Here is a 13,014-nt window from a genome sequence, read left to right as displayed (position 1 = left end):
TTGCGCTCTTCCTTCTTGCAAAGCTTGTTCTAAGAGCACTGTGGCATCCGTGCGTTCAATCGCAGATCGTGGCTTGCAGTTATAGGCACAACGCAAGGCTGAAAAAATATCCTGAACTGTTGCGCGGCGCGCGCTTCTATCAATAGACCGTTTTGGTCGTCTACCCAAGAGCTCAGGCTCAACCTATTTCCGGAGTGTTTGATCATGTCTGATCAATCAATGAATGACAGTGCGTCGAGCCAGGAACGTCCCGCCAGCCGTGTGAGCGAGGGCTTGCCGTACCCATTGGGCGCGACCTGGGATGGGTCGGGCGTCAACTTTGCAATTTTTTCGGCCAACGCTACCAAAGTCGAGCTGTGCCTTTTCGACGCCGATGGCGTGGAAGAGATCGAACGCATCGCGTTGCCTGAATTCACCAACGAGATCTGGCACGGCTATCTGCCCGATGCGCGCCCGGGCACTCTGTATGGTTACCGTGTGCACGGTCCGTATGACCCTGCAAACGGCCACCGTTTCAATGCCAACAAGCTGCTGATCGACCCCTATGCCAAGCAGATTTCCGGCGAGCTGAAATGGGACGATGCACTGTTCGGCTATATCGTCGGCCATGAAGACGGCGATCTTTCGTTCGACGAGCGCGATAGTGCGCCGTTCATGCCACGCTGCCGAGTGATCGACCCGGCCTTCACCTGGGGCAGTACGGCCAAGCCGAACGTGCCATGGGAAAAGACCATTTTCTACGAAACCCACGTACGCGGCTTCACCATGCGCCATCCTTCGGTGCGTGAAACCGAGCGCGGCACCTTCGCTGCCTTCCACGAAAACGATGTGGTGGAATACATCCGTTCCCTGGGTGTGACGTCGGTGGAGCTGATGCCAGTCCATTATTTCCTGGATGACAATCATCTGCTGGAAAAGGGCCTGCACAACTTCTGGGGCTACAACACCCTGGGCTTCTTTGCGCCCCATGCGCGCTACATGGCGGGTTCGTCGATCGGCGAGTTCAAGGTCATGGTCTCGCGCTTCCACAAGGCCGGCCTGGAAGTGATTCTCGACGTGGTGTACAACCACACTGCCGAAGGCAACGAGATGGGTCCGACCCTGTCGCTCAAGGGTATCGACAACGCCAACTACTACCGCCTGATGCCAGACGATGCGCGTTACTACATCAACGACACCGGCACCGGCAACACCCTGAACATGAGCCACCCCTGCGTCCTGCAGATGGTCACCGACTCTTTGCGCTACTGGAGTTCGGAAATGGGCGTGGATGGTTTCCGTTTCGACCTGGCGACCATTCTGGGCCGCGAAGCTCATGGCTTCAGCGAAGGCGGCGGCTTCCTCGACGCCTGCCGTCAGGATCCGGTGCTGGCCAAGGTCAAGCTGGTTGCCGAGCCTTGGGACTGCGGTCCGGGCGGCTACCAGGTGGGCAACTTCCCGCCGGGCTGGATGGAATGGAACGACAAGTTCCGCGACATCTCCCGCGCGTTCTGGAAGGGCGACGACGAGATGCTCGGCGACTTCGCGAAGATCTTCCTGGGCTCGGGCGACCAGTTCAACCGTCGCGGTCGCAAGCCGGCGTCGTCGGTCAACTTCATCACCGCTCACGATGGTTTCACCTTGAACGACCTGGTGTCGTACAACGAGAAGCACAACGAGGCCAACGGCGAAGACAACCGCGACGGTCACTCCGACAACCGCTCGTGGAACTGCGGTGTCGAAGGCCCCACCGATGATCCGGAAATCGTCGCTCTGCGCTACCGCCAGATGCGCAACCTGCTGGCGACGCTGTTCCTCGCCCAAGGCACCCCGATGCTGCTGGCCGGCGACGAGTTCGCGCGTACCCAGGGTGGCAGCAACAACGCGTATTGCCAGGACAGCGAGATCGGCTGGGTGGACTGGAACATCAGCGAGCAGAGCACCGAGTTGCAGGACTTCGTCAAGTACCTGATCGAGCTGCGCAACCGCTACCCACTGCTGCGCCGCAATCGCTTCTTCACCGGTGCCTACGACGAAAGCCTGGGTATCAAGGACGTCAGCTGGATCCAGCCCAACGGCAGCGAAATGGGTGTCGAGCAGTGGCAGGACGGCAGCAACCGCTGCATGGGTATCCTGCTCGACGGTCGCACTCAGGCCAGTGGTATCCGCCGTGCCGGGGTCGACCATTCGCTCTTGATCGTGGTCAACGCGCACCATGACGTGGTCGGTTTCACCCTGCCGGAAGTACCGGAAGGCAAGCGTTGGATTCTGCAGTTGGATACCAACCAGACCGACTTCGAGGCAGGCGAGTCGTTTGATTTCGGTACCGAGTACGCCGTCACCGGGCGTTCGGTACTGATGTTCGAACTGGCCAAGCCGTCGACCAAGAAGCGTCGTTAACAACGTAATACCCGAACGCCCCGATGCGGTCATCGACTGACCGTATCGGGGCGTTTGTCGTTGTGCCGTTCTGATTGCAGACGGGTGACAAGCCGCTGTAGACGCTAAGATGGCAATTTGCTAGCTTTCCAGTCAAGGGCGACTGCTCCTGCAATCCGCCGCCATGCTTGTCGTGGAAAGAGTCTGTCATGCGCCAGCATGATCTCTTCGACGATTCTCACCTTCACAGTCTGTGCACGCTTGTGCGCTGGATATTGCCACGATGTTGATCAGACGCCGCCCATCGCTCGCAGGTTTTATCGGCCTGGCGTTCGGCTTGATCGCATTCTCGGCATTTTCTCTGTTGCGCTCGGAAATCCAGCGGCAGGAAACCCGCTTTTCGGAGTACGTGCAAAGCATCGCGAGCAGTGTGCGCAACCAGCTGGACACCAACGATGCGGTGCTGGCCGGGTTTGCCGCGTTCCTGCAGGCGGTCAAGCAGAGCGATACCGATGCGGCCGCTCGCTATGGCGCTGCCGTGCTGGTGGCTTATCCGCACATCTATATGCTGGAAGTGGCGCGCAGTGTGCCTCAGGACGAGCAGTGCAATTTCGCGGCCCTGCTGCGGCGCACCTGGTTGCCGGATTTCCAGTTGAAGGATTTCACACCGCCTGCGCCTGTGGTCGATTCCCGCAATGGCATGAACACGACATGGCCGATTCTCTTCATGTCGCCCCAGTTGCCGGAGACCAACGTGATCTACGGGGTGAGGCTTGAGACCGTCCCCTATCTGAGCAACGCCCTGGTGCGTATCCACCAGAGTTCTGTGCCGGTGGTGACGCCCGTTTTCGCGTTGTATGAAGGTGGCGATGCATACATTCTGATGAAATCGGTGTTGCGCCCTGAAGAGGACGCTCAGAACACGCTGCCCAACTTCTTCGGCAGCACGATGGTCGCCATGCTGGTGATCAAGACCGACGCGCTGCTGGGAGCGATCGTGCGCCACAACAACGATCCGCGAGTGGCTGTCAGCGCACGGTTGCGCAGCGATGATCACAACACCCAGGTCGTGGCCATGGAGGCAGCGCAGAGCCGTTGGTGGGACGAACTGGTCTTGCCGCGGCTGACCGATGACGTATTCGTCGACAGCCCGACGCAACCGCTGTCCTTGACCTTCCAGCGCCAGCTTAGCCTGGCGGATGTGCTGGGGCCCGAAGTGCTGCTGATCCTCAGCGTGCTGCTGGCGATCCTGGTATTGGTGCCGCTGGTGCTGGTCAGGCACTTTTCGGCCATCGAGGCGGCTGCACTCGAACACGAGCGTTCGGCGTTCCTGGCCACCCACGACGTATTGACGCAGTTGCCCAACCGCTACCTGCTGGCGGATCGCTTCGCCCAGGCGCTGAGCCAGTGGACGGAGCAGGGCATTCCCTTTGCGGTCATGTTGATCGACCTCGATCACTTCAAGCAGATCAATGATGAACGAGGTCATGCGGTGGGTGACCAGGTCTTGCAGACGCTGGCCAAGCGCATGCGCGAGGCGATTCGCGACTATGACACGGTAGCGCGCTACGGCGGCGACGAATTCGTGGCCTTGGTCTCGGACCTGGCCAACCCGGATAGCGTGATCCTCAAGGCGCAACAGTTGCTGCACGCAATCGAGCAGCCGATCGCCACCTGCGTAGGCCAGTTGTCGCTGTCGGGCAGCATCGGGATTTCCCTGTGCCCTGTGCACGGGGAAGACCTCGATACGTTGCTCAAGGCGGCGGACAAGGCCATGTATCACGTCAAGCTCGACGGTCGGCAGGGTGTGGCCATGGCAGGTGCGGCCTGAGCGGCAGTCTTCTTGAACCCCCACATGGCGAGCCCCTCGAATGCTCTATTGCGCGCCTTCCAGCCTGGAAGGCCGGTGTTCTGGAGGACGTACCGTGCAACGTCGTCGTTTTCTCGTGGGCAGCGCCGTCGCCGCTGCCAGCATGCCCTTGTCATCAGTCGCTTTAGCCGCCCAGCCCGCGACCTTGCAGGTCCCTTCGGCGGCACCGGGAAGCGCTGTGCTGACCATCGGATCATTGCGGATTGGCGAAGGCGCACCCAAGATCATCGCGTCCATCACCGCCGCAACCGACCGTGAAGCGCTTGATCAGGCTCGTGACATCGGCGCTGCGTCACAGGTGGACATGGCTGAACTGCGTTTGGATCATCATCCACAAGGCCACCTGGGCGAACGGATGAAGCCGTTGCTGGCCCGTCTGGTAGGTGTACTGAACGGCAAGCCTCTACTCGTCACCTGGCGCAGCAAGGAGGAGGGGGGTGAGCGTGAGCTGGCCGATGCCACGTATTTCAACTTGTACGCCGAGCTGCTGCACACCGGTCATGTCGATCTGTTGGACGTGGAGATGATGAAGCCACAGGCGGCTGTCGAGAACATCGTCACGCTGGCCCATGAACGGGGTGTGGCCGTGGTGCTGTCCAACCATGATTTCAACGCGACCCCCAGCCACCATGTCATCGTCGAGCGTTTGCGTCGGCAACAGGCGTTGGGCGCTGACATTCTCAAGATCGCCGTGATGCCCAACAGCAAGGCGGACGTATTGACGCTGATGGCGGCCAGTCAGCACATGCAGGCTCACTATGCCAAGCGTCCATTGCTGACCATGTCGATGGGGCCGTTGGGTGTGTTGTCGCGGTTGGCGGGGCAGTTGAGCGGATCGGCCCTGACCTATGCCAGCCTGGGCCAGGCTTCGGCGCCGGGACAGCTGGAGGCTGCTGCGGTACGGAATGTACTGGACGTGGTGGAGCAGGGTTCGCAGAGCTGAAAGAAGCAGCTGGGGCGGACAGGGGCGCTCGAGGAGCGCCCCGGCAGGAATCAGAAGACCAGCTTGAACAGGCCGATGACCACGACCAGGCCGATCAGGAAGATGATGCCGACGGTGCTGCCAAGAAACTTCAACATAGGGATGACTCACGGTAATGGGTTGTTACAGCTCTAGACAGCGGCTCGTAGTGCTCGTTTCATTTCATGTGACGCCAGTATCTTGTGCGTCGTTCGGCGGCTGGCAGGTGGCTAGGCACGTGTTCCGAGAATCCCTTGGCGAATGTCGTCGAACGCCGCGATGCTACGCTCCACGGCCTGGATCACAGTGGGCACATCCTTCCAGAGCGAATCACTGACCGACTCGGAAAAAATCTCGAGCACGTACTCGCCCGCGTAGCCCACATCGACTAAGCGCTGCAGAAGCGCTTTCAGGGGGATAGCGCCGTCGCCCACGGCACGTCGGTCGTGCAGCGATTGCGGACGACGCCAGTCGGCCAATTGCACGATGAACAGCTTGTCGGCATCGAGGGTGTCGAGCAGGCTGGGGTCCTGCCAGCTGTTGTACAGGTCCAGGCACAGGCCGAAGGCAGGCCGTGCGACGGCGTCGGCCATTTCACGGGCCTGGCTGAAGGCGAACAGAATGGAGTTCTGGTTCATCAACGAAGGCGCCAGCGCTTCGAGTGCGATGAGCATCCCCTTTTCACTCGCGTGCTCGGCCAGTGTCCGGTAGTGCTCGACGCACTGTGTCCAGACCAAGGCTTCGTTGCCTTGCGCATCGGCGCCGGTGTTGGTGACCAGTGCCAGGCCGGGAAAGAGTTCGCTGAACAGGTCGACCGAGTTCATCAGCTGCGCCAGACGCGCTTCTGGGGCTTGCGGCTCGGGCGCCGAAGCTGAAGGAAAAATGGTCAGGGTGCGGGGCTGGATCGAGGTCACTCGAACGCCGCTGGCGCGCACGTGAGCCAATTGCTCCCGTGCGCGTGCAGGGTCTTCGGAAAGTTTCTTTTCCGCCAGTTCCAGGCCGCAGCCCAGACGCTGGCACAGTTGCAGGTCTTGTTCGAGGGTGAGGGGTTGGGTGGTGATCTGACTCAGTGCCAAGCGTTGCATGGGGACCTCTGTACTGCTGCATGAAAGCCCAATCGCCGTGGGCCGGACAAAGCAAGGCCGAGCAGAGCTCGGCCTCGTGGTGCGATGCTTCAGAGCGCGGGTACGACACCTGCGACAGGTTCTACTATGGGCGCTTCGATAGTCGGCGAGCCGGGTGTGAGAATGACCTTGCGGCAATCCTCTTCCTTCTTGTCGAAGATCTTGTAGCCTTCGACCGCCTGTTCCAGGGACATGCGGTGGGTGATGATCGTCTCGGGCGTCAAGCGGCCCGCTTCGATGTGCTCGAGAAGCTCGGGCAGGTAGCGCTGAACGTGAGTCTGGCCCATGCGGAAGGTCAAGCCCTTGTCGAACGCATCGCCGAACAGGAAGCCGTGGATGAAGCCGGCATACACGCCCGGCACGCTGACCACGCCGCCACGGCGCACGGCCGCGATGCACTGGCGCAACGCCTTGCCGCTGCTGCCTTCAAGCTTGAGGGCGGCGAGCACGGTTTCGGTGGTGCTGCCCTTGGCTTCGAAGCCCACTGCATCCACGACGCCATCCACGCCGCGCGAGCCTGGCGTCTGACGGATGATGGTGTCGGCCGGATCGTCATCTTCATCGAAGTTGATCGGGATCACCCCATAGGCCTGTTGCGCATAGGCCAGGCGGTAGGGGTGGTGATCGACCATGAAGATACGCTCGGCGCCCAGCATCCGCGCGACGGCAGCGCACAGCAGGCCGACCGGGCCAGCGCCGTAGATGGCGATGCTCGAACCTTTGCCGATCTCGGTGTTCTTCACCGCCTGGAACGCGGTGGGCAGAATGTCCGACAGGAACAGCACTTTTTCATCCGACAGCGTGCCAGGCACCTTGAACGGGCCGGTATTGGCCTTGGGGACACGCACGTATTCGGCCTGACCGCCGGGCACGCCGCCGTACAGGTGACTGAAGCCGAACAGCGCTGCGCCCGATGGAATCGACTTCTTGTTCAAGATCGCACCGCGACCGGTGTTGGTGGTTTCGCAGGCAGCGAACAGATCGATGTTGCAGAAGAAGCAGCTGCCGCAGGCGATGACGAAAGGAATGACCACGCGATCGCCCGGGCTGACCGCGGTCACCGCTGAGCCAACTTCTTCGACGATGCCCATGAATTCGTGGCCGAAGATGTCGCCGTGTTCGACCGTGGGAATCTTGCCTCGATACAGGTGCAGGTCCGAGCCGCAGATGGCAGTGGCCGTGACTCGCAGGATGATGTCGTCGGCATCCTGAAGCTCTGGATCGGGAACCGTGTCGACTTTGACGTCGTGAGCGCCGTGGTAGGTGAGTGCTCTCATTGTTCGCGTAGCCTCTTGATCAGAATCGGGGGGTGTTAGTAGCAGAGGTATACGAAACACGGGAAGTTCAAGCCGATGTGTCCAATGGGCCTGCGGGATCGGGTCGACATACTCGTCACGTTCCGCTCTGAGTGGCGCAGGCGTGCCAGCGATTGCGGCCCTTGTGTTTGGCGGTGTACAGGCAGGCATCGGCGGTCATCAGCATTTGCGCGGCCGTGACCCATTCCACTGCCGGCTGGGCGGCGGTGATGCCGGCGCTGACTGTGACGTGCCCCGCAGGGTGATCCAGGTGTTCGACGCCCAGGTCGCGAATGGCCTGCAGGATTGCCTCGGCAACCACGCCCGCGCCTTCCAGATCGGTACCGGGGAGCAGCACGGTGAACTCTTCGCCACCATAGCGTACGGCCAGGTCGGTAGGGCGCTTGAGCACCTTCACGATGGCGTCGGCCACCTGGCGCAGGCAGCGGTCGCCGGCTGCATGGCCGTAGCGATCGTTGTAGCGCTTGAAGTAGTCGACATCGAGCATGATCAGCGCCAGCCAGCCGCGCTGTCGGCGAGCGCGGCCGATTTCGGCCCCCAGGGCCATGTCCAGCCGCCGCCGATTGCCCAGGCCACTGAGGCTGTCGGTCAGCGCCATGTCGCGCATGATCTGATGGGCCTGGCGCAGTTCCTCCTCGATGGCGATGCGTTCGCGCAGCTGCTTGAGCACGATCATGCCAAAGCCACTCAAGCCAGCGATCAGCACCAGCAGCACCAAGCCGGTCTTGAGCAGGTCGCGCCGCCAGGGGCCGATGTAGGATTCGCGCGACAGCCCGGCTTCCACCACCAGCGGATAGCTGGTCAATGCGCGGTAGGCATACAGGCGGTAGGTGTTGTCGACCACCGCCTTGACCTCGACCACGCCTTCGTCGGCCACCGGCAGATAGCGTTTGAAGATCTCGCTGTCTTCCAGCGTCTTGCCCAGCACCGGCGCAAGGAACGGGCGCCGCACCAGGATCCGGCCGTTGCGCAGCGCCAGGACCAGCGCGCCGCGATCGTCGATCTTGAAGTCACCATAGTAGTCGACGAAGTAGCTGACCCGAATCGTTCCCAGCAGCACCCCGGCAAAGCTGCCGTCCGGGTTATTCAGGCGGCGCGAGATCGGCAGGATGTATTCGTCCGTCGAACGGCTGCGCACCACGTCGCTGATGCGCACGTTCGGATCGGTGTGGGTGCGATGGTAGTTGAAGTAGTCGCGGTCGGCGTTGTTGGCCGCCTCTGGCGTACCGGTCTTGTCGGTCACCACCCATTGTCCGCTGGCGTCGTAGATGAACAGCCCATGCAACTGCGGCATGATCCGCGCCTGTTGCTGCATCAGCGCATGAATGCGCGGCACGTTCATGTTCTGCAGGCCGTCACCTTGCACGCGCTCGGCCAGCGCGTCGGTCAGTACGTCGACCTGGCGAATCGCATCTTCGGCATGCTGGGCCGTGGCGCGGGCCAGGTTGGTGACCGAATCGCGTGCGGTGGCGAACGCCTGCTGGTAGTCGCGCCAGGCGCGCCAGCCCTCGACGCCCGTGAAGGTGAAGATGACCAGCACGATGAACGTGACGGTGAGACGAAACAGGGCCGAATTGCGCCCCGCGTGCCGAGATAATGGCTCGGCGCTTTCATCGCTCGTGGCATGTAGCGGATTGCGTCCTGGCATGAAAGGCCTCATGGCTGCGCCCTGTCGCGGCGCGAGGTGTCCTGTGCTGCATTTTCGACAATGCGGCAAATGAGCGTGTCAGTGGCAGACTAGCTCAGTGGTATCGAGGTCGGAAGGCTGGGAGTGTTCAATGGTGCGAACTGTGGACGAGTAAGACTCTTCCGGGAAACTGAGGGGGCTGCGTGGGCAACCCCCTACAGGGTGATGCAGATGCGGCTGACACGGCAGTCGCGCGGCGAAGCGGAGATCGTGCGACTCAATGTGCTGCTTCGGTCCCTGCTTCTTCGCGTGCCTGTTGGCCTGACGGCCTCCAGCGCACATCGGTAATCCCATACTGCTCGGCTTTGGGCTTGCTGACTTTCTGCACCCGTTCGCGGCCGAACTTGGGGATAACACCGACCCCTGCGTCACAGCTCGCCCAATGCCAGGCATCGGCATTGTTCAGCGTGGGTAGACGAATGATGAACGACTTTTCCGCTCCATGGAGCCTGTAGTCAATGATGAACAGCGTTGGGTTCGGCATGGTGATCTCCTGCGTTGACTCATCATTGAGTTGTGACACGCAGGAAAGATTCAGAAAATGTGCAGGACGGCGACGAGTTGCCGCATACCTGGCAAGCCCTCTGCAATCAGGTGCGGGCGGTCCATTCGATATCAGGCATCACTTCCAGCGGCGCATGGGAACCCTTGCCGCGAATTTCATTGACCGCATGCAGCACCAGCAGCCGAAACAGAATGATGTCTTCGTATTCCCGCGGCGAAAGACTGCGCTCTACATGGGCTGGAACGTTGGGGTCGGTCAGCGTCAGTTTCAGCAGGCCATCGTGGAGTTCGGTTTCGTGTTTCAGGGGCGGGTCAAGCCCGGCGAGTACCGTTTCGATGGAAGCCATGGAATCACCCTTGACGGACGCTGTTGAGGAGGCAGTGAGGAAGCGGGCAAAACGCCCGGGGCTGTAAGAGCTATAGCTGATAGTGGCTGAAAGCGCCTGTTCATTGCCATCAGTTTTTCAACTTCCCTTGACGCATTTTCATCGCTACACCGTTGGACATCCAGAAGTGTTTTTCGATGCCTTGGCCGATGCTTTTGAGTAAGCTGGCCGCACTTGCAATGGACGCAATGGAGGCTGGGCACTGATGACCGAAGACCAGGCCAACTACAAGCGGTTGCTGACGCTGATAGAGGGCGCCCAATGGCAAGCCTTCACCAGTGAGGACGGCTTTGCTCTGCGCGCCTTGCTGCTGGTCGGCTATATCGTGACCACGGTGACCGGGGACGGTCGCACGCGCCTGGCGCTCACCGTCAAGGGCACCCAATATCTCAATGCGCTGCGCAGCGAGCCGTGATCGACGCAGACCTCCTTTCCACCCCCCGATGTGCTTAAAGCGCTCGCGCGAACGTCAACCCTCCCCAATGGCCACACCAGGTGGGGCCTCGTTATCTGCCAGTCCGGGAGTGCCGCCCGGGCGTACCGCTTTTCAAGGATGTGTTCCATGCCGCAACCGTCTGCGTCCCGTCTTCGCGTCCGGGACCGTCTGCATTGCCTTTCCACCTGTACCACGCCTCGCGCGCCGGCATGGCCAGTGCTGGGCCTGGCCGCCTTGTTTGGCGCCCCCAGCGCCGCCCTGGCGGCGCAGGTGATGGAGTTGCAGGCCGTGGAAGTCAGCGAGGCACGCCTGAGCGAGATCGACGAAGCCGACCTGGCTCTGCGTTCGGTGCCAGGCGCCAGCAACCTGATCGACACCGCCGCCGTGGGGCGCGGCAGGCTCTCGGGCAACGAGGATCTGTTCAGCAATCAGGCAGGTATCTACGCCCACGCCGCCAACAACGAGGGCGCAAAAATCTCCATTCGCGGTTCGGGTATCAACCGTGGGCCGGGGGCGCATTCGTCGGGACTGTACCAGATGTTCGATGGCCTGCCGCTGACCGGTCCGGGCGGCACGCCTTACGAATTGCTGGAGCCCTTGTGGCTCAGCCGCGTGGAAGTGCTGCGCGGGGCCAATGGCTTCGATCGCGGCGCGCTGGCCTTGGGCGGTGCCATCAACTATGTGACGCACACCGGATACGATGCCCCCAAGTTGCAACTGCGCTACGAAGTCGGCAGTCATGGCTACAGCAAGCGTCAGATCAGTTCTGGCCAGGTGCTGGGTGATGCCGATTACTATTTCAGCGTGACCGATTCCAGCTACGACGGCTTCCAGGACCAAAGCGCAGGTGGCAGCCGTGGTGCGGCAGGCAACTTCGGCTACCGTTTCAGTCCGCAGTTGGAAACGCGTTTCTACTTCCGCTATCGCGAGACCGACAACGACACCCCGGGCAAGCTGACGCGGGCGCAGATCGGCCATGATCCCCGCGTGGCCAACGCCTTGAACCTGGCACGCGATTCCAAGCGCATTCAACCGGGCAGTACCTGGCTGGCCAACAAGACCACCTGGCACCTGGACGACGATGCCCGCCTGGAAGCCGGTCTGGTCTATCACGACTATCCAATGGACCTGCGCGAAGGCACCAACCGTATGAAGGTGGCCTACACCGATGTCAGCGGTACCTTGAACTATGTGCGCCAGGACGTGCTGCTCGGCCACGCCAGCAAAACGACCGTGGGGTGGCGCAGCACCAAGGCGTTGCCCAATTCCGGCGTGTCGGAACTCGTCCGGGTACCCGTCGGCAACACGGCCGGGTATGCGCCCGGCACCCGCACCCGGGACTACAGCTATCAAGGCTCCGACCATACGGTGTACATCAGCAACGAGCTGGAACTGGTGCCCGATCTCTGGCTGACCACTGGGCTAGCTGCGCTGTACACCCGGCGCGAGACGGAGGTCAGCTACCCGGTGACCCATGACCGGGTCAGCCTGCACGCCTGGGACTACGCGCCGCGCCTGGGTTTGCGCTACGACTACAGCCCGAAGGTGCAGGTGTTCGGCAACCTCAGCCGTTCGGTGGAACCGCCACACCCCTGGTCGATGATCTGGGGCTCCAACCGCTACTTCGCGCCGGGCAGCGGCGCGGCGACGGGTTTGCAGAGCAATGGCGTGGAGCTCGACAACCAGAGCGCGACCACCCTGGAGCTGGGTGGGCGTGGCGATGCCTGGTTCGGCCGCTGGGATCTGGCCTGGTATTACTCGCAGGTCCGCCATGAGCTGCTCAGTGTCGAAACCCAGGCCGCCACGGCCACCACCTCGCAGGTGATCGGCGAGGCGAATGCCAGCCCGACGGTCCATCAGGGCGTCGAGATGGCCCTGGACAGCCCATTATGGGAGGGGCAGCAGGCCGGACGTCTGGGTTTGCGCCAGACCTACACCTACAGCGATTTCCACTACCGTGACGACGCGCGTTTCGGCAATAACCGGCTGCCTGGCCTGCCTCGACATTACTATCAGGCCGAATTGCGCTACGACCACCCCAGCGGCGTCTACACCGGTTTCAACGTGCAGCACGCCTCGCGCATCGCCGTGGACTACGCCAACTCCTACCATGCGGCGGCCTACACACTGTTCGGCGCCAGTCTGGGCTACTCGGCGCCGGATGATAGCTGGCAGACCTGGGTGGACCTGCGCAACCTGACCAACAAGCGCTACGCCAGCACGGTCACCCCCGGCTACGACGACCAAGGCCGCGATGTTGCACGTTCCACGCCGGGCGATGGCCGGGGTGTCTACGCCGGCGTCTCGTGGAGCCTGCGCTGAGCAGCCGATGAGCAGCCGGCCGGCGTGACGCCATGGGTGGGCCGGTTGCG

Annotated in this window: 11 protein-coding genes; 5 read left to right on the top strand and 6 right to left on the bottom strand. The window is 61.8% G+C overall.

The features are described from left to right. The first annotated feature begins 204 nt into the window (after positions 1-204). The 3 genes from glgX to aroD all read left to right on the top strand — a co-directional run bounded on the left by glgX (position 205) and on the right by aroD (position 5,171). Positions 205-2,379 (top strand): glycogen debranching protein GlgX, encoded by a 2,175-nt coding sequence (gene glgX, locus BLV18_RS12675; RefSeq protein ID WP_244156859.1) that lies wholly within the window; start codon positions 205-207, stop codon positions 2,377-2,379. 262 nt (positions 2,380-2,641) lie between these two features. Next, positions 2,642-4,189 carry a GGDEF domain-containing protein gene (locus BLV18_RS12670; protein ID WP_090358982.1) on the top strand — a complete coding sequence of 516 codons (1,548 nt, stop codon included), beginning with the start codon at positions 2,642-2,644 and terminating at the stop codon, positions 4,187-4,189. 94 nt (positions 4,190-4,283) lie between these two features. Beyond that, positions 4,284-5,171 (top strand): type I 3-dehydroquinate dehydratase, encoded by an 888-nt coding sequence (gene aroD, locus BLV18_RS12665; protein ID WP_208598860.1) that lies wholly within the window; start codon positions 4,284-4,286, stop codon positions 5,169-5,171. Between the two features lie 50 nt (positions 5,172-5,221). On the opposite strand, the gene BLV18_RS22850 is transcribed toward aroD, so the two are convergent. From BLV18_RS22850 to BLV18_RS12640, 6 genes are all read right to left on the bottom strand, one after another. Beyond that, positions 5,222-5,308, bottom strand: a complete 87-nt coding sequence (locus BLV18_RS22850; RefSeq protein WP_442962755.1) for a small membrane protein YohP — start codon at positions 5,306-5,308, stop codon at positions 5,222-5,224. Positions 5,309-5,419: 111 nt separating this feature from the next. Continuing rightward, positions 5,420-6,274, bottom strand: coding sequence for a sugar phosphate isomerase/epimerase family protein (locus tag BLV18_RS12660; protein ID WP_090358980.1), 855 nt, complete (start codon positions 6,272-6,274; stop codon positions 5,420-5,422). 89 nt (positions 6,275-6,363) lie between these two features. Continuing rightward, positions 6,364-7,590, bottom strand: coding sequence for a zinc-dependent alcohol dehydrogenase (locus BLV18_RS12655; protein WP_049859884.1), 1,227 nt, complete (start codon positions 7,588-7,590; stop codon positions 6,364-6,366). 115 nt (positions 7,591-7,705) lie between these two features. Next, positions 7,706-9,277, bottom strand: coding sequence for a sensor domain-containing diguanylate cyclase (locus BLV18_RS12650; protein WP_090358978.1), 1,572 nt, complete (start codon positions 9,275-9,277; stop codon positions 7,706-7,708). Between the two features lie 256 nt (positions 9,278-9,533). Next, positions 9,534-9,800: a DUF6555 family protein gene (locus BLV18_RS12645; protein WP_049859886.1), complete on the bottom strand. Its 267-nt coding sequence runs from the start codon at positions 9,798-9,800 to the stop codon at positions 9,534-9,536. 106 nt (positions 9,801-9,906) lie between these two features. Next, the gene (locus BLV18_RS12640) at positions 9,907-10,167 is read right to left on the bottom strand and encodes a hypothetical protein (RefSeq protein WP_090358976.1); all 261 of its coding nucleotides are present in this window, start codon (positions 10,165-10,167) and stop codon (positions 9,907-9,909) included. 244 nt (positions 10,168-10,411) lie between these two features. Between BLV18_RS12640 and BLV18_RS12635 the strand changes: the two genes are divergently transcribed. After that, on the top strand, positions 10,412-10,621 hold the full coding sequence (locus BLV18_RS12635; RefSeq protein ID WP_090358974.1) for a hypothetical protein: 210 nt from the start codon (positions 10,412-10,414) through the stop codon (positions 10,619-10,621). Positions 10,622-10,768: 147 nt separating this feature from the next. Further along, positions 10,769-12,964, top strand: a complete 2,196-nt coding sequence (locus BLV18_RS12630; RefSeq protein WP_090358972.1) for a TonB-dependent receptor family protein — start codon at positions 10,769-10,771, stop codon at positions 12,962-12,964. Positions 12,965-13,014 lie beyond the last annotated feature (50 nt).

The organism is Pseudomonas coleopterorum (assembly GCF_900105555.1).
Classification (GTDB): Bacteria; Pseudomonadota; Gammaproteobacteria; order Pseudomonadales; family Pseudomonadaceae; genus Aquipseudomonas; species Aquipseudomonas coleopterorum.
The sequence above is the reverse complement of the archived record's forward strand: the minus strand, read 5'-3'. Positions and strand labels throughout refer to the sequence as shown.